Genomic DNA, 16,856 nt, shown 5'->3' on the forward strand with positions numbered 1-16,856 from the left:
TTGGTTGCGCCGGACCATCAAGCGTTCAGTTTTCTTTGAAGGCCGGTGTGGCGGCGACGATCCTTGCCCGTGTTGCTTCGGGCGTTCCTTCAGGGGCGGTTCCGAGCGCGAAAAAACTATCAAAACTGTTGATGGGGGCGCGATCGATGATCTGGGCCACGGTCGCATCCGAGCAGATCAGATCCTCAATACATTCGACTTCAGAAGAAAGAGGCCGGTCTTTCCGGTAAAAATGTGAACACAGGCGGACCTGTTGATAGATCAGCCCTGCAACGCCTTGCGGCTTGTCGCCAACGATATCGATGGCTTGCGAAGCCAGCAGGGCCTCAAGCGCTGCCAGCCGCTTCAAGGCTTCGACCTGACGTTCGAAGCGCTCGATCACCAATGGCAGGAAAGCGGCCTCGTCTTCCATGCCACCGGCAACCACCAGCGATTGTGCAGAAACGGGATTGCTGAGCGACAGCACACGCGAGAAGATTTCTCCAGCCAATTTGATGATGGGTCCAAAGCCGGTGGCAATGATGCCATGGGGTACGAGATTGAGCGGCAGACCACGCCGGTGTCCGTTGCCCAGCAGCACGCAGCGGTTAAAGGCGTTGCGCGCGGCATGGGCAATACAAAGGGAAGCTGACTCCACCAGGATTGTCACGTCGAGCGGCAAGGATCCGCCGGAGGTCACCACCCGACCATCGACAACAACCGGGTTGTCATCGGAGCGTCCTGTTGCCTGTAGCACCTTATAGCCGGCACCCAGCAAGCTTTCGATCATTGCACCAAAGACCTGCGGTACCATACGAAGACTCAGCGGATCCTGAACCTGGGTGGATACGGGCCACGGCCAGGCTGCAGCTGCGTCGCAGAACCATTTGCCAACCAGCGCTTCACGCGGGGTTCCGACATGGCAGGCCGCCAGCCAGGGATCGGGCGATGCCCCCAAAGCGCCTGATGCTGTGAGACTGGTCGCCAGCATGACGCGGATTACCGAGGCCGCATCACGCAGAGCGCGGGCAGCGGCGGCAAAACTGACAGCATTGGCGGAGAGCGAAGCCAACGCGTCGCGCGGTGCCATGCGATGGGGGCGAAGACCGGCATAATCGAGCGCTTGACTGGCGGCCATGCGTTGGCCTTTGAATAGTGCCTCCCCCGCCCCGGTCAGCACGGCGCCAATCTGGCCCATCAAGCCAATATCGGCGCAGCCGATGGACCCCGTCCGGCGCACCACCGGGATCACGTCGGCGCGGAGCAAATCGAGATAAGCCTCGACAAGGGCTGGGGAACAGCCGACCTGGCCTGTGAGGATTGTGTTAATGCGAATGGCGATCGCTTTGCGGACGATGGAAGGCGGAAAGGCAGCACCAGTGCCAAAATGATGGGCGCGGACCAGTCCCAGATTGAACTCTTCAAGCTCTTCGGTGGACCAGCTGACATCCTTCATCGCACCCACCCCGGTGGTGCTGCCGTAAACCGGCACCCCCGTGCGGATTGCTTCTTCGACCACGGCGCGTGCTTGCCGAACCCGTTCCATTCCCTCCGCGGAAACACGCAGTTCAGCATTGCCATTGCCGATTTCCATCATATCGGCAAAGCCGAGGGGTTGCCCGTTCAACACGATCTGCACTGTTTTCAATACCGTCATAAGGAGGTCCTTTGCCGAATTGTAGCTGAGAGGACAATGGCATGGCATATCCCATATTGCGAACGGGCGATGTGAAAGGGAAGGCACAATTGATGGTGGGATTGCGCAGCACTTCTGGTCGATGGCATCGTCGAAGTATGGCAAGATGTGGTCTTGTGCGATCTGGTCTGCCGTAAACCGGGTCGGAGCTGGATGAATAGCCTCTAGCATTGAAATCGCCTGGAAATGAAAAGCCCCGCTCAATGGCGGGGCTGAAATGTCGATGTAAATTGTCTGCGAGGCCGGTCCCTCTGGCGCAGTACGCTACACGCGGGGTCATCTTTTCAGACTTGTGCGCTTCGCATTTCTCACAAGCCTAGCCGTAGACAGGGCGGGAATGAATGTCTCCCTCTCGATTTCGGCATTGCTTCAAAGTTGTTCAGACGTCGACCTATTTCTTCGCTGTAGCAACAAATGTGTCGGTATGAACTGTAACTCTATGTTTAGCGATGACGATTTTTGCCTTATCGGTTCTAATCTCTGTGCGCCCCAACCTAACCACGACATTTCCATTCAGCTGAGTTACGGTCTTCGAGATGCTCTCCAGTCGGTCTGCTTTCATTTCCAATGAAGGCCTCTTCATTTCCGCATTCGCGTTACAAATTAGCGAACACATGGCGAAACCGGCTACAATCAATGATGTTTTGATATGCATGTTCATTTCCTTCCTTAATAAGAGGAGTAAATCACACACACTCTAAAACAAAAGCCCCCGAAACTTGCCCCTACAAATGAGGCACTCCGTCAAAAACTGGTTGTAGAAGCGGCAACGGCACCCGTGATCTTTAGGGATTGAACCAGATGAGATAGCGACTTGTTTATCCTGGTGAAACAAAACAGTTCACAAAGATGTTCCCCAAACAGACAAGCCACGTATTGCAGGAAACTGGGCAGGTAGGATCGATACACTGTTCACGTGGCGTTTGGCGGCTTAACAATCGCAATCGGAACGAGTGCCCACAGGTTTGGCATTGGTCCTGGAACGGCACGTGTTGTTGCTGACCTTATAGAGTTGCGCCAACCCATTCACGGAATTAATAGTTTTGCGTTAATCAGGTTTTCGAACTGAATAACCTGCTAAGAGTTTCGATTGTGTAGCTTCATCCGCTGAACACTGTTCCGAGCATGGCGCAGCTTGCATGGTCATGGTGAGCTGGCTCAGGACCTTGGGAAACGTCTCGATCACCTCGCGCGTATAGCCGCGTGCAATTTCGAGACAGCGGGCCTGGCGGGCATCACGCTGGAACAAGTCAACGACGTTGGCGAACGCGATGGCCGTTGCTCCATGCAATCGGAAAGAACTGATACACGTCGTCCCTGTAGCTTCGACCCCATGCGACAGCAGGAGGGCCATCACGGCCTCTGAATATTGAACCGGTACAGTTGGTGTGGTTGCCGCCTCTCCCAGTCGGCACGGTGGCGTGTCAAGATGGCTTGGGCATTCGCACGGGCTCTGCCTTGTCGGGCGATTTCTGCGGAAACATCCTACAGCCGGGCAACAGACCGCGCCGGGGCGGCAGCACAGGCGTGTCACTCCACGCACACCTTGGTTTAATACCTTCCTCTATCGTCCGGCACAGTGCCAAATGGCGATCAAAGTTGCTAATGTACGGTGTCGCCCGCAGCTGCACAGAGCTATCCGGATAGGCTGACTTGAAGGCATGCGTCGATTGCAAGAGCAGGCTGCTCCCAGTCGCTGGTATGGGAGTCCTTGTCGACGGTTTTACCACCCAGCATCATTGCAGCGCGATTTTGTTATCAGGCGATTGATGAAGTCAAGCTTTTCGATGACCGCGACCGGCCAAGACGAATGGATAGATGCCAGCTTGCCCCATTGATCACGGCAAAGGATTCAATGCGCGGCTGATCGGCATCCACGCGTCAACGAACTGTTGCGCAGAGGAGGCCCTATATGGATTAAAACGCACTTGGGTTTCCAGATCCTGATGGGTCTTTGGATCGATCGAAACTCTAAAAGCGCGCGCAGATTCGCCCGCGTCGGCGATATGAAAATAATGGGCCCGGCATTCCGCAAAGTCCTCGGAAAGATGGCAGCTGGCATAGGTTGAAATGAAATGCTCCGGCCAGTTTGATGGTGGCCTATTTTGGAAACTTGTTTTCAAAGCGGTGGCGTAATCATCCCGTTCGTCGCCAAACACTCTCCGGGTTTCTTCAAGCATATCAGACGTTTCGACCAGTTGCTGGAAATAAAAATGATCGATCTCATTGCGGAAGTGACCGAGCAGCGTTCGGTATGGCTTTCGCATTGGGACGCGGACCGCTTGGCGGACGTCATCATTGGCCTCCGCTACGCGCAAACTGATCAGGCCGTCCTCATGACCGTTCATGCTGCGCATCGACGTCGCGACGGGGCAAGGCAGTCCAAGGCGCAGGATTGAATAGAAAAGATGTCTTTGGGATGAGCCGATCATGTGCAATCGCTCACTGTCTTCCGCGCTCAACGTGCTGGGTGTGGCCCGATTATAGCGCGCAGGCATGGCGAAACGGTGGGGATCGTCCGATCAGACCAGCCAGTTGCTCCCGTTGATCGACTGGCTATGACAGAACCGCCAGCTTTCGCCTTTGCGGGAAGCAACTTAGCAAAGCGCGGCGTCGTTTGGTTGCAAACTGTGCAAAGTGAGGGTGTCGCTGACGAAACCCACCGCAGGATCGCCTGCGCCAATACTGACGGTCTTTTCAAAGTAAATGGGCAGGCCAATTTTATCGCATTCAATAGCCGCATTTCGCCGTCCCTTTGTGGTTTGTGCACAAACGCCTGAGCCATGAAAAAGACCCGTCGAAAAATGAGTGGGGAAGAATAATTTGTTTTTTAGCAATCCGGCGGAACAACCGAGCCCTTTCAGGGTTTCGGATTCCAGATTGCAAGGAGATCGGCATGCTTATTCGGGTTGGTTACGAGATCGCAGTGGAGGTCACATCTCCGACAGCTGTCTATGCATATCTCAATGTGCACCCCCAGCATGAAAAGGATATTGTTTGGGCCTGTTCGGAGCAGATTGCCGGCACCAGACATATCGACATCCATGGCAATGCGTTTGTGCGCCAGACCTTGCCGGAAGGAGAGACCGTTCTCACTCACGATGCCATTGTGGAAGTGAGTGGGCTGCCGGATATTTTCGACGACAATGCAGCGCAAGTTGATCCCGCGCATTTGCCGACAGAATGCCTTCCTTATCTACTGGGCAGTCGTTACTGCGAAACAGACCGGATGTCGCAAATTGCCTGGAGCCGTTTCGGCCATTATCAAGGTGGCGCTGAACGGGTACGGGCGATCTGCGATTTCGTGAACGCCCATTTGAGTTTTTCCTATGGCTATGCCCGCTCAACAAGGACAGCGCTGGAAGCCTATAATGAGCGTGTCGGCGTATGCCGAGATTTCGCCCATCTGGTGATCACATTGTGTCGGGCCCTAAATATTCCAGCGCGTTACGCGAATGGCTTCATGGGCGATATTGGCGTGTCAGCCGATCCGTCACCAATGGATTATAATGCCTGGGTCGAGGTCTATCTTGACGGCCAATGGTTTACGGTGGATGCGCGGCACAATCAGCCAAGGATCGGGCGAATTCTCGTCGCGCGTGGTCGCGATGCCAGCGACATTCCGCTTTTCTCGACATTTGGCCCGCATCGCCTGAACAGGTTCGAGGTGTGGACGGAGGAGTATAAGGGGTTGCAGGCGAATGTCAGCAAACATGTCCGCCCGGCAAGACGAACCTCGACGCGCTATGGACCGGCGGGACGTTCGCCGCATGATCTGGGACTAAACCCTTTTGTCAATTGCATGATCTGAATGTAATATCGTTGCAGCCATTGGATGAGATGCTCAGCCATGGTGAGCGTGTTCGCCAACGCGAATCGTCCGCCATGCTGAAAGCGTCTGACGGTGTTTAGGCCTTTGCCCTCCACTTCGCCCCCGACCAACCGCGTTGGCCTTGTTGCTGTTCACTCTGCGCAAAACCGCTCCTATCGCTGCTAAGATTGTTCGGGGGGGCCCTGAAACAGCCTTCGCAGACATCGCAACGCCGCTTGCTCGACAGGGCATTTAGTGGATATCGGGATGGCGGCAGCGATTAGCCATGCAAAATCCCGTCCTTTCGCTCCCTAAAAGATGTTAAACTTTTGCGGGCAGAGCAGACTGCGCGCGGCTGCGACACAATTCGGGGGGACTGTTTTGGATAGTGCGACGATTCTAACCATTCATTCGTTATTATCGACCTGTTCCATTCGAGAAACGGCGCGATTGGAGGGACGGGCCGCTTCCACCGTCAGTGCTGCGCTGGAGCGAATGGAAAGCGCCTTGGCCATCCCGCTTCTGCGGCGCGAGGGCCCGGTTCTCAGTCTGACGCTCGAAGCACAAAAGCGTGTGAAGCTTTTTGAAGAAGCGGCCAATCTCTGTCGTTCTTTGCTTGCCGTTGCCGGAGACACTACCATTCGGCCGACCATTCGCTTTTCCGCGCTTATCCGATTTTTGGTCGCCGCCAAGACCGGAAGCATACGGGCTGCCGCAAAAGAGCTGGGTATGGGCCAGCCGCAACTAACGCGTCAGCTTTCAGAACTCGAACGCAATCTCGACTGCGCGCTGCTTTTGCGAACCCGAACCGGCGTGCGGTGCACGACGACCGGCGAGATGGTGATGACCCTGGTTGAGGCGATTATCCGCACATGGGAAGAATTGTCCCATTCCGCAACCGACCGGTTTCGCCGGGAGCAGCTGACCTGTCGGATCGGTTCGGTGATGCCCCTGGGCCATGAAAGCAGCATCGCCCAGATCCTTGCCAATCTGACGGTCGGTTGGGACCGCCTGCATCCGCGTCAGCCGCTTTCGATCTCGGCCAACACAGCGGAGGAATTGGTTTCCGGCCTTAAAAGCCGGCGATATGACGCGATCCTCATTGATCATGCCGAGTTCTCAAAGGAATTCGACGGCTGTGTGGTGTCCGATGCCCCGCTTGCCTTGATTGGTGATCACCGGATCATGGCGGAGCTGAAAGGCGACATGGCAAAATTCCTGCTAGGGCATCCTCTGGCCCTTCCCAGTGTCAAGAGCGGAATAAGACAGCATGCGATGCGTTATCTGGAAGGGGTTCTCGGTCCACTCAGCCCCTCGAATCTTCGACTGATTGAAATGGATTCAATTCCGGTCATCATCAATCTGGTGACCCGCCATGGTTATCTGTCGATCCTGCCGGAACCCGTGGTGGCACGTCTTCCCTTTCCCATCACTCAGTATCCTTTGGGCGCAGAGCATCGCCAGATACTTTCATTCGTCTGGCGACGGAACACTTTCGCACCAAAAATGTTAAATGAGATGGTCTCGCTGCTCACTGAGGATAGCCTGTAGAAATTTATTTCTCGCGGTGCATTGTTTGAGAGGCCTATAAATGAGGGGATGGCTTGTATTTGCCGGGACATCCTCTGTTCGGAATCTGGGATATATCCTGGCCCGGTGTTTTTAAATAGCCTGAAACGTAAACAGCCAATGACTGTGAGGGAGAACATAGGATGAGGACATCGGTGATTTTGGCGGGCATGCTGGTCGGCATGGTCTTTTCGGCAACGCCTGGCTTTGCGGCTGATGTGGTGGTGGGGTCGAAAATTGACACCGAGGGCGGCGTTCTGGGAAACATTATTTCGCAGGTGCTTAAGGCGAATAATATTGGGGTGGTCGACAAGATCCAGCTTGGCGCAACACCGATCGTCCGTGAGGCGATTACCCAGGGGCAGATTGACATCTATCCCGAATATACCGGAAACGCCGCCTTCTTCTTCAACAAGGGCGATCTGGATGTCTGGAACAAACCGGACGCCGGCTACGAAGAGGCGAAAAAACTCGATTATGACGCCAATAAGATTGTCTGGCTGACCCCGGCCAATGCCAACAATACCTGGGCCATAGCCTTGCGCCGCGATGTCGCAGAGCAAAACAAACTGAAAACGCTGACCGATTTTGGCAAATATGTCAGTGATGGCGGCAGCGTCAAGCTTGCGGCCTCGTCGGAATTCGTCAGTTCCGCCACCGCACTGCCGGCGTTTCAGACGGCCTATCAATTCACCCTCAAACCGGAACAGCTGATTACGCTGTCGGGCGGCGATACGGCCGCAACGATTGCCGCTGCAGCGCAACAGACGTCCGGCGCCAATGCGGCGATGGTGTATGGCACCGATGGTGGCATTGCGCCTGCTGACCTTATCGTTCTTGAGGACGACAAGGGTGTGCAGCCGGTCTATCTGCCAACACCGATCGTTCGGGAGGCCGTCTTGAAAGAGCATCCGCAGATTGCTGATATTCTCAAGCCGGTCTTTGAATCCTTCACGCTGGAAAGCCTGCAGGAACTCAATGGCCGCGTTCAGGTTGGCGGTGAGCCGGCGAGTGATGTCGCCCGTGATTACCTTACCAAGAACGGCTTCATCAAGTAATCCCGGACCTTTTGAGATCAAGATCCGTCAGGATATTGCGAAGGTAGCCCTCCTCCGCGCACCGATCGCAGGGGGGCGCCGCGGATGGCTTTCATGGTTGAACAGGATCCATCATGCAGATGACCGCAGGTCAAAACACTGCAGCCTTTTTACGCTTCAGCATTGATCGACTGGGGGTGGTGATCGCCCTCATCCTTATTCTCTCATTGGTATTGCAGCCCTTTGCTCTCTTGCGGCCCAATCGGGTTGCGGCGACGGCGCCGGTGCAGATTCTCAACGCCCTGCCGCTCGCTCAGGCGCTTTTTCTGATTGGTTTGATCCTGATCACGGTGGCTTTGCTGGTGGTGCGCTCCCCGCTCAAGCTGCGGCTCTGTGCTTTGGTTGCATCCCTTATCGCGGTCGCGATAGCGATCGGCGTCAGTGCGGGCTATCTGACCCCTGCTGGCAACAATTACGCGCGGGTTTCTCCTGGGGGCACGGTGTGGCTGATCGCCTTTGCACTGGCGCTTGCGATCGGCGACACCCTGGTGCGCATGCGCCTGTCGCCGCTGTCGCGACTTGCCGCATTGTTCATCTTCGTGGCGCTGCTGGGGCTGTTCCTTTATAGTGGTGTGTGGCGGGATATTTCCATCTTGAAGGAATATGCCTCTCGGCGGGACGCCTTTACCAGCGCCCTTAGGATCCATGCGCTGCTGGCCATTGGATCACTGATCGCAGCCTTCCTCATTGCAACGCCGATTGGCATCCTCATCCACCGCTTCAAACGGTTGCGCGACGGCATCATCTCGTTTTTCAATGTGATCCAGACCATTCCCTCCATGGCCTTGTTCGGCGTGCTGATTGCTCCTTTGGCCTGGGTCGGTGCCCATATGCCTGGGGCTGCCGCGCTCGGTATTGCCGGCATCGGTCCCGCTCCTGCCTTTATTGCTCTGGTTGCCTATGCGCTGCTGCCAATCGTTTCTGCGACGGTAACCGGACTTGATAATGTCTCGCCTTTTGTGGTGGATGCGGCACGCGGTGTGGGAATGACCCGCCGGCAACGGCTGGCGTCGATTGAGCTGCCCCTGGCCTTTCCGGTCATACTGACCGGCATCCGCGTGGTGCTGGTGCAAAATATAGGCCTTGCCGTCATTGCCGGACTGGTTGGCGGCGGTGGCCTTGGAATGTTCGTCTTTCAAGGCATTGCCCAGACGGCGACCGACCTGGTCTTGCTCGGCGCCTTGCCGACGGTCGCCATGGCTTTCATTGCCGCTATCCTGCTTGACGCGCTTGTGGAAATCAGCCGTGCGCCGCAGCACAAGGAACAGACCCGATGATTGAGATTTCCAACCTCACCCGACTTTATGGCGCACAAAAAGCGGTTGATGACGTCTCCTTGACCATCAATGCGGGAGAAATTGTGGCCATTGTCGGCACATCCGGTTCTGGCAAGACTACATTGATGCGGATGATCAATCGCCTGGTGGAACCGAGTGCCGGCGTGATCAAGATCGACGGCAAGGACAATCGGCAGGTGCGTGCGCATATTCTGCGTCGCGGCATCGGTTATGCCATTCAAGGTCATGGCCTGTTTCCACATCGCAGCATTGCCGAGAATATCGCCACTGTGCCGGTCCTGCTTGGTTGGGACCGCGCCCGGATTGCCGCTCGTGTCGACGAATTGCTGTCGCTGTTCCGTCTCGACCCGGCGGTCTATCGCGACCGCATGCCTCATGAACTTTCCGGTGGCCAGCAACAGCGGATCGGGGTGGCGCGGGCATTGGCCTCCAATCCGACGATATTGTTGATGGATGAACCCTTTGGTGCGCTGGACCCGATTATCCGTGACAAAGCGCAGGAGGATCTTCTGGCGATCCAGAAACATTATCGGACGACGATCGTGCTCGTCACCCATGACATGGAGGAGGCAATCCGTCTGGGGACCCGAATTGGAGTGATGGATAAGGGCCGCCTTTTGCAATATGCCACACCGCAAGAGATTATCGCCCGTCCCGCAACCCAATTTGTGCATGACCTGCTGGGTGGCGGCAGCGACCGGGTGTTCCGCCTGCTGTCGCTTGTCACCGTCGATGGCCTCGTCGAGCCCGGCGATGCACAAGGCGATCCAATCGCAAGTGATATGTCTTTGCGCGAGGCGCTGGGTGCAAGCCTATGGTCAGGACGCAGTGCCTTACCAGTGAGCCGCGACGGCGCGATTATTGGCCGTGTGACGCGACTGGCAATTGAAGACCATGCCCGGAGCATGGCATGAAACTGGGTGGGTTTTTGAAAACTTTATTGCTGGTCGTTGTTGCATGCTTCGTTGTGAAGCCTGAATGGTTTGCAGGCGCTTTAGCGCCCTTCACACGCAACGATGCGCCCGCCATCTATACGCAGAATTCGCTGCTGGCGCTCACGATCAATCATTTGGTGCTGGTGGGACTGGCGACACTGATTGCGAGCATCATTGCGGTGACGCTGGGCGTTCTAACCACGCGGCCCGGTGGACGGGAATTTCTGCCGCTTTCCCGTGCCATCGCCAATATTGGCCAGACCTTTCCCCCGGTGGCGGTTCTGGCGATCGCGGTTCCGATCTTTGGTTTCGGCTCGATTCCCGCTTTCATTGCGCTGTTGCTCTATGGTTTGTTGCCGATTTTTGAGAATACGCTGACTGGTCTGACTGAACTCGAACCCGCCGTGGTGGATGCGGGACGCGGAATGGGCATGACGGACCGCCAATTGCTGCTCAAGGTTGAATTGCCGCTGGCTCTTCCGGTGATCTTATCGGGCGTGCGTCTGGCGGCGATCATCTCGCTGTCCACGGCAACGATCGGCTCGACGGTGGCTGCAAGCACATTGGGCGAAGTGATTGTCGCGGGCCTTTTGACTGGCAACACCGCCTTCGTCCTGCAGGGCGGCTTCATTGTCGCGGGCCTGGCCATCCTGATCAATGCGGGTTTCGTGGCGCTGGAAACGCTATTTCGACGTAAGACCGCCCAATAAAGGGTGGAAAGTCGACGGTACCGATGGCCCTTTCGTCCCGGAAGCAGGTCCCAGGACGTTCAAAGGTGGCGCAGTGGCAAGCGCAAGCGCCGTATAGTTGTCGAAAAACGTCATCATTCGCACGGGAAAGCGCGCGGCCCGCTTTGGCGACAGAGACTAGAGAGCCCGCTTCGCCGGGAGGAGGAGTGAGACTGAACCTGTTGTCACTCCGCATTGTCGTGCGCTCGCACAACACGCAAAATTGCATGGCTGTTATGAGCAGAGTGTGAAAATGGAAACCCACACGGCAGCGACAAGCGCTTGACACGGTCTTTTCCTCTTTAGTGTGATCATAGGCATTGCGCGGCTGCGAAAAGTCTCTTGAAGGAGAAATCCGGCCCGTATCGCGGTTGTGGGGCGGGGGCCTGGGGTCCGCGATACGGGGTTGCGTCCTGCGAACAGGGTGCACGACAAAGGTAAGGATATTTCGGAGAAACCGAAATGACAGATTGTTGCGGTTGCAAATTGTAAGTGCGGCAACCATGCCCGAGCGAGCGATGGCCTCAGCCCGAGCCGGTGACACCCTTGCTTTCTGTCGCGTTGGTCGCATGACGATCGAACGTCAGACAGATGCGCTTGCCCCGCGCGACTGTACCGAAGCGCGAAAGCAACAGGATCGAGAGTTTTGCAGTGCAGTTACTGGAATTTAAGTTCATCTCTTTCATACCAGCGGTAATTTTCAGCCGTTACTCGAACTTTTTTCTGATCAGCGAGCTGTCGGTTAGCGTTGCAGCGGGTCTGTAGTGGATTTTTACTTTATTTTTGCTAATCTCGTGGTCTGATCCCGACATTTGCATCGATCGGTTACAGGCGTCGGACACGTGTTGGAAACAAAAGACCAAGACCGAGTCGATGTAACGAGTGGATTTTTCGAATTTGACGTTTGAAACAGCATTGGTGTCGGCAGGCATTTAAACGTCAAATTCAATCCACTCGCAAGCCAAGCAATGCCAAAGCTCTCAGATCAAGCGTTGTGGGACGCGCGTGGAGAGAAAGGGAATGATGGTGAATGCCGTGCTGCTCGCCTCAGGCATTTTTCTCGCTCTCGGTGTTGCGACCGTGATCGGAATGGTGTTGCGTCGCCGACTGCCACCGCACCATTTGAATGCGGAATCCAAGGATGTTATCCGCCTGGCGACCGCCATCGTTGCGACGCTTTCAGCCTTGGCGCTTGGCCTGCTGATCGCCTCGGCAAAGTCCGATTATGACGATGCGCAACGCGAGCTTGCCAGCACGGCGGCGCGCATCATGCTGCTGGATCGGCTGATGGCGCAATACGGGTCCGAGACGCGGGAGGCGCGGCAGCAGTTGCGGGATCTGGTCGGCGTTCGTCTCAAACAGGGCTGGAGCGTTGAATCCGCGCAATTACACCCGACAGGACCCGAAGCGGTTTCGCTCGACATCGAAAGGGTTCAAAAGACACTGCGCGCTTTGCTACCCTCTCGTCCGACCGAGGCGCTGATAAAGAACCGCGCGCTCGAGGTCAGTGGGACGCTGGCGGAGGCGCAGTGGCTCCGGGTCGAGTCATCCGACGAGGGACTGCCGTTCGGATTTCTCCTGGTTCTGATCTACTGGCTTGCGCTGCTGTTTGGAACATTCGGACTGCAGGCGCCGGCCAATCCGACGGTCCTCACAATCCTTGTGGTCTGCGCGCTCTCTGTAGCGGGGGCGATCTTCGCCATCGTGGATATGGCGAACCCCTATGCGGGGTTCATCCGTATTTCAGATGCACCGCTGAGGACGGCACTGACGCGTCTGGGCAACCAGGTTCCATAGCGCAGCGGGTGGCGCTTATTGCTGGCCGACCCCAAGACCTTTGCGCGACTGCATTTTTAACCCGGCAGACACATGTCAAGGCGTCAAACTATTTCGCCAGATCGCTCAGATATTTCAAAATCACCTGCACATCCTGTGTGGCACAGGCGATGTAACCATCGGGTCTCACAAGATAGCAAATCTCAGTGGTGTCATTGTCCTGAATTTGAGGCTGAACGAGAGTGTTGAAGGACGATAGGGTTTCCGCTGTTATCCGGAGTTTGCCACCATACAACATAAAACGGCCGTCCATCGAAGGCTGCGCTGCCTGCCGCGTGCCCGGCCTGAGGAAACGCGCCCCCGGCCGCGGCCCCGAAGCTGCAGCCGGCCCGTTCAGCGGACTCTGCGGGTAATGCACGGACAGTTCGGTAATTGCGCTGCTGATCCGACGCTGGACAGGAGCCGTGCCCAGGATGTGATAGGCGGCAAAGTTGCGCAACGCCTGGAGAACGGGGCTCTTCAAGGTGGCAATTCTGGTCAACCGTCCCGACGCCCTGAGCACATCATCGCCGACAAGGCTTCGCTCTGCAGAATAGCTGTCGAGCAAATCCTCTCTGCATATGCCCTTTATGACCAGGGCCAGTTTCCAGGCCAGATTAAAAGCATCCTGCATACCGGTGTTCATCCCCTGCCCGCCGGCAGGACTGTGAATATGAGCGGCATCGCCGGCCAGAAAAAATCGTCCGTATCGATAGGAGCGCAGCTTGCGATCATTAATCCGAAAACCAGCAAGCCAGACCGGATCACTCAGCGCGCAGGTCAAGCCGGTTCTCTCATCGATCAAACGCTGCAAATCGGCAAGCGACGGCGACACCGGTTCGCCGCTCTCTTTTTTGTCAATATTGGCAATGACGCGGAACCGTTGTCGGCCAATGGGGAACACAACCAATATACCAGTCCGGTGCCAATGCACCGAAACCTCGGAGGCAAGCGAAGCATCCGGGATATGGACATCGCCCAGCACCCAATGACTATCCAGCGTCTGACCCGCAAAGTCTCCGCCGGTTGTTTTGCGCAGCAACGAATGGGCGCCGTCACACCCCACCAGCCACTGGCCATGCAGCGTTTCGTGCGCGCCCATTGCGCTGATTGTGTCGAGCTGGACACCTGCATCCTGTTGTCGCGCCGCCACCACTTCGACACCGCGTTCAACCCAGACACCTTGCTTGTTGAGCATGTCTTCGAGAAGGCGCTGGGGTTCAGATTGCGGGATCATCAGGGCAAATGGATAGGCGGAGGCGACCGCGCTGACATCAAGGCGACCGATAAGGCTTTGCTGATTGAAGATCGATATCTGGGTCACCACAAGGCCGGCCTCAATGAAGGCTTGCGCACGCCCTCCCAGCAATTCAAGTGTCCTGCTCCAGATCACCAGCGCTTTTGACTGCTGCGTTGGTGCAATTGCCTTGTCGATAATGCGGACAGCAATATTCAGCCGGGTCAGTTCAAGAGCAAGGGTCAGCCCGACCGGGCCGGCTCCGACGATCAGAACAGGTCGTTCGCTGCTATGGCCCATCAGGCAAGCTCCTTCCGGCATGACCCCCACGTTTCGCGTTTCGCATCCTACCATCTTTGCGAGAGACCGGCAGCCTTGGCGGTTGAGCACAAGGGGCTAGCGCGCAATATTGGACTGCATCGCGCAGGTCTTGCAAGCCCCTATGCCGCGCGCCTGGCTTGGACGCTATTAGCATGATCAAGGCGGGAAATTGCTTTGGCCTCGCCGCAGAGCGTCAGCAAGGCCGATTAGCGCGAGGCGCGTTCCCCCGCAGCAACAGACAACGGGGAGCGTTGCGCGCTCATCCTTTCTGACTGGACAAGAGCGCATGGATAAGATCGGCCTCCAGATCCGCGGGGTCTTCGAGGCCCACGGAAATCCTTATCAATTGCGGACCAATGCCAAGGTCATTTTTCTGGTCCGCAGGAACCACGGCGTGGGTGAGCGAAAACGGATGCTGAATAAGGCTTTCGACGCTGCCGAGGCTGACGGCAAAGTGGAAATAGCGGGTCGCAGTCAGAATACGCTCGACCCTTGCCACATCGCCTTCGACATCGATGGAAACCACACAACCAAAATTGAACATCTGCCGCCTGGCGAGGACATGTTGCGGATGACTGGCCAATCCCGGATAAATGATCTTGCGCAATCCCAGTTCACGCCCGCGTTGTTGCAGGGTCTGCGCCAATTTAAGCGCGGTGTCCGCTTGCCGGATGCAGCGGATCTCCAGCGTTTTAAGCGAGCGATGCAGAAGCGCGCAATCGGGAGGCGACATCACGGCACCAAGGGCATTCTGAAGATATTGCAGGCGTTCAGCCAATTGGGCCGGCGCGCGTGCTGACACGGCCACCACACCGCCCAGCAGATCGGAATGTCCATTGAGCATCTTGGTCGCCGAATGGACAACAACGTCGATCCCGTGTTCGATGGGACGCTGTCCTGCCGGAGAAGAAAATGTGCTGTCGCAGACGGTGACAGCGCCGGCATTTCTGCCCAATTGTGCCACCATCGATAGATCAACAATCCGCAGGGTCGGATTGGAGGGTGTTTCGAACCACAACAGGGCTGGCTTGTGATCCTGCACGGCTTTGACAAGCGCGGCCTCGTCGGAAAAATCGACAAAATGGACCTTATGGCCTGCCGTGAGCGGTCGTACATCGGCAAGCAGGCGATAGACACCGCCATAAAGATCGTTATGTGCGAGGATCGACGAGGCTGCGGGCAGCGCCTCCAGCAAGGTTGCAGCGGCGGAAAGGCCGCTTGGAAATGCAAAGGCCAGTTCCGCGCCCTCAAGATCAGCCAGGCAGGTTTCAAGCGCGTTGCGCGTCGGGTTACCACTGCGGCTATAGTCAAACCCTTTGCTGGATCCGATGCCATCCTGAACATAGGTTGTGGCGTGATAGACCGGCGGGATCACCGCGCCTGTCAACGGGTCGGGCTCCTGACCGACATGCACCGCGCGTGTTGCAAATTGCGCCTGGTTGTGAAGAAGCGTGTTGGTCACGTTTTTGTCTTTCCATTCTTGCCGCATGCGAGCGGGCTCGCGGCTTGTCGCGCGCTAATAATCGATCAGCTCGCTGGTATCCTTGAGATAGAGCGGATGGCCGGGGGAACCATTATTGGTGATCTTGAGCGCTTTCAGTTTCACGCCCGCAGCCCGCAGCGCATCCGTGACTGCCTGGCCGTGATGCGCCAGCTTCTTGTGCAGGGATCCATAAGCCATGACCACGATCTCTGCGCCCAGCGCCTGTTCGACAATGGTTTGCAGATTTTCTGCGGTGCAAGGTGTGACGCCGTCTGCAAGCAACATCTTGGGATTGGTTGCGCGATAGTCCATGACATTGCATTTCACAAAGCGCCCGTAGCCCCATCGGCGTGTGAACTTCTGCTCTTTGAACACGGTAGGATCATCGACATTGAAATCGGCTGTACTTGGATTCATGCCGATCCACAGCACGTAGCCCGCTTTCTCAGCGCCATCCCATTCCCGCTTCAGAAGCCGGCGATAGCGACCACAGGAGGAAAACAAAGCATCGCTCCTGATCTCGGATTTGACTTTGAGGCGGACCTTGCCGCCAGGATCATGGAGTTGGTGACTCATTGCTGCTTGATCTTTCCTGTCTTCATCGCTTGTCGGTGCCCCTTTTAAACACAACACCCCCTTTTGACGACAACAATTCACCTGGATTAACAGGCATCGTGGCAGCCGCTTTTTTCACATCCTATGCCAGCCCGACACATGCGGGTGCCGCGACAACGGGATGGGTTTGGCGATACGCTGCTTCCTTATTCTTAAACCGCGTGTTTTTACCAGCGCTGGAGCGTCTTCAGGCGCCGATCACCCGTTCAATCTTTCTGTTATCCTTGTGGGTTGCTTGAGCAACAGATCGGCGCAAGCTTGGCGGGCTTCAA

General features: G+C 56.4%; 14 protein-coding genes. 7 read left to right on the top strand and 7 right to left on the bottom strand.

The features are described 5' to 3' along the window. Window positions 1-25 precede the first annotated feature (25 nt). The 3 genes from QBD00_RS19570 to QBD00_RS19580 form a co-directional block, all read right to left on the bottom strand. Window positions 26-1,636 (bottom strand): aromatic amino acid lyase, encoded by a 1,611-nt coding sequence (locus tag QBD00_RS19570; protein WP_191793769.1) that lies wholly within the window; start codon window positions 1,634-1,636, stop codon window positions 26-28. Between the two features lie 1,087 nt (window positions 1,637-2,723). Further along, window positions 2,724-3,029 (bottom strand): hypothetical protein, encoded by a 306-nt coding sequence (locus QBD00_RS19575; RefSeq protein WP_151094328.1) that lies wholly within the window; start codon window positions 3,027-3,029, stop codon window positions 2,724-2,726. Window positions 3,030-3,513: 484 nt separating this feature from the next. Then, window positions 3,514-4,173 (bottom strand): putative zinc-binding metallopeptidase, encoded by a 660-nt coding sequence (locus QBD00_RS19580; protein ID WP_318285407.1) that lies wholly within the window; start codon window positions 4,171-4,173, stop codon window positions 3,514-3,516. 398 nt (window positions 4,174-4,571) lie between these two features. Between QBD00_RS19580 and QBD00_RS19585 the strand changes: the two genes are divergently transcribed. From QBD00_RS19585 to QBD00_RS19610, 6 genes are all read left to right on the top strand, one after another. Beyond that, complete coding sequence (locus QBD00_RS19585) at window positions 4,572-5,486, top strand: transglutaminase-like domain-containing protein (protein WP_151094330.1); 915 nt, start codon at window positions 4,572-4,574, stop codon at window positions 5,484-5,486. Between the two features lie 507 nt (window positions 5,487-5,993). After that, window positions 5,994-7,037 carry a LysR family transcriptional regulator gene (locus QBD00_RS19590; protein WP_191793771.1) on the top strand — a complete coding sequence of 348 codons (1,044 nt, stop codon included), beginning with the start codon at window positions 5,994-5,996 and terminating at the stop codon, window positions 7,035-7,037. Between the two features lie 188 nt (window positions 7,038-7,225). Further along, on the top strand, window positions 7,226-8,113 hold the full coding sequence (locus tag QBD00_RS19595; protein ID WP_412535050.1) for an ABC transporter substrate-binding protein: 888 nt from the start codon (window positions 7,226-7,228) through the stop codon (window positions 8,111-8,113). Between the two features lie 113 nt (window positions 8,114-8,226). Next, window positions 8,227-9,429 carry an ABC transporter permease gene (locus QBD00_RS19600; protein WP_151094336.1) on the top strand — a complete coding sequence of 401 codons (1,203 nt, stop codon included), beginning with the start codon at window positions 8,227-8,229 and terminating at the stop codon, window positions 9,427-9,429. Further along, entirely contained in the window at window positions 9,426-10,364 is a 939-nt protein-coding gene (locus QBD00_RS19605; RefSeq protein ID WP_318580324.1) for an ABC transporter ATP-binding protein, read from the top strand. Before QBD00_RS19600 ends, QBD00_RS19605 begins: the two co-directional genes overlap by 4 nt. After that, window positions 10,361-11,095 (top strand): ABC transporter permease, encoded by a 735-nt coding sequence (locus QBD00_RS19610; RefSeq protein ID WP_151094340.1) that lies wholly within the window; start codon window positions 10,361-10,363, stop codon window positions 11,093-11,095. The genes QBD00_RS19605 and QBD00_RS19610 overlap by 4 nt, the downstream gene beginning before the upstream one ends. A 542-nt stretch (window positions 11,096-11,637) precedes the next feature. On the opposite strand, the gene QBD00_RS19615 is transcribed toward QBD00_RS19610, so the two are convergent. Then, a complete protein-coding gene (locus QBD00_RS19615) occupies window positions 11,638-11,790 on the bottom strand; it encodes a hypothetical protein (protein ID WP_191793773.1) in 153 nt (50 codons plus the stop codon). A 349-nt stretch (window positions 11,791-12,139) separates the two neighbouring features. Between QBD00_RS19615 and QBD00_RS19620 the strand changes: the two genes are divergently transcribed. Next, window positions 12,140-12,910 (top strand): DUF4239 domain-containing protein, encoded by a 771-nt coding sequence (locus QBD00_RS19620; protein ID WP_318580367.1) that lies wholly within the window; start codon window positions 12,140-12,142, stop codon window positions 12,908-12,910. Between the two features lie 88 nt (window positions 12,911-12,998). Here QBD00_RS19620 and QBD00_RS19625 read toward each other — a convergent pair whose 3' ends face one another. From QBD00_RS19625 to QBD00_RS19635, 3 genes are all read right to left on the bottom strand, one after another. Continuing rightward, entirely contained in the window at window positions 12,999-14,465 is a 1,467-nt protein-coding gene (locus QBD00_RS19625) for an FAD-dependent monooxygenase (protein ID WP_318580325.1), read from the bottom strand. A gap of 280 nt (window positions 14,466-14,745) precedes the next feature. After that, window positions 14,746-15,975, bottom strand: coding sequence for a trans-sulfuration enzyme family protein (locus tag QBD00_RS19630; protein ID WP_151094344.1), 1,230 nt, complete (start codon window positions 15,973-15,975; stop codon window positions 14,746-14,748). A gap of 27 nt (window positions 15,976-16,002) precedes the next feature. Further along, window positions 16,003-16,545, bottom strand: a complete 543-nt coding sequence (locus tag QBD00_RS19635) for a DUF1643 domain-containing protein (RefSeq protein WP_151094346.1) — start codon at window positions 16,543-16,545, stop codon at window positions 16,003-16,005. Between the last annotated feature and the right edge of the window lie 311 nt (window positions 16,546-16,856).

It is taken from the genome of Ochrobactrum sp. AN78 (assembly GCF_029909885.1).
Classification (GTDB): Bacteria; Pseudomonadota; Alphaproteobacteria; order Rhizobiales; family Rhizobiaceae; genus Brucella; species Brucella quorumnocens.

Excerpts from the sequence above, each read along its gene's own strand:
- QBD00_RS19625 (WP_318580325.1), bottom strand. The coding sequence starts at position 14,465 with ATGGGCCATAGCAGCGAACGACCTGTTCTGATCGTCGGAGCCGGCCCG.
- QBD00_RS19570 (WP_191793769.1), bottom strand. The coding sequence starts at position 1,636 with ATGACGGTATTGAAAACAGTGCAGATCGTGTTGAACGGGCAACCCCTC.
- QBD00_RS19585 (WP_151094330.1), top strand. The coding sequence starts at position 4,572 with ATGCTTATTCGGGTTGGTTACGAGATCGCAGTGGAGGTCACATCTCCG.
- QBD00_RS19605 (WP_318580324.1), top strand. The coding sequence starts at position 9,426 with ATGATTGAGATTTCCAACCTCACCCGACTTTATGGCGCACAAAAAGCG.
- QBD00_RS19630 (WP_151094344.1), bottom strand. The coding sequence starts at position 15,975 with ATGCGGCAAGAATGGAAAGACAAAAACGTGACCAACACGCTTCTTCAC.
- QBD00_RS19600 (WP_151094336.1), top strand. The coding sequence starts at position 8,227 with ATGCAGATGACCGCAGGTCAAAACACTGCAGCCTTTTTACGCTTCAGC.
- QBD00_RS19610 (WP_151094340.1), top strand. The coding sequence starts at position 10,361 with ATGAAACTGGGTGGGTTTTTGAAAACTTTATTGCTGGTCGTTGTTGCA.
- QBD00_RS19615 (WP_191793773.1), bottom strand. The coding sequence starts at position 11,790 with ATGAACTTAAATTCCAGTAACTGCACTGCAAAACTCTCGATCCTGTTG.
- QBD00_RS19595 (WP_412535050.1), top strand. The coding sequence starts at position 7,226 with ATGCTGGTCGGCATGGTCTTTTCGGCAACGCCTGGCTTTGCGGCTGAT.
- QBD00_RS19635 (WP_151094346.1), bottom strand. The coding sequence starts at position 16,545 with ATGAGTCACCAACTCCATGATCCTGGCGGCAAGGTCCGCCTCAAAGTC.
- QBD00_RS19580 (WP_318285407.1), bottom strand. The coding sequence starts at position 4,173 with ATGCCTGCGCGCTATAATCGGGCCACACCCAGCACGTTGAGCGCGGAA.
- QBD00_RS19575 (WP_151094328.1), bottom strand. The coding sequence starts at position 3,029 with ATGGCCCTCCTGCTGTCGCATGGGGTCGAAGCTACAGGGACGACGTGT.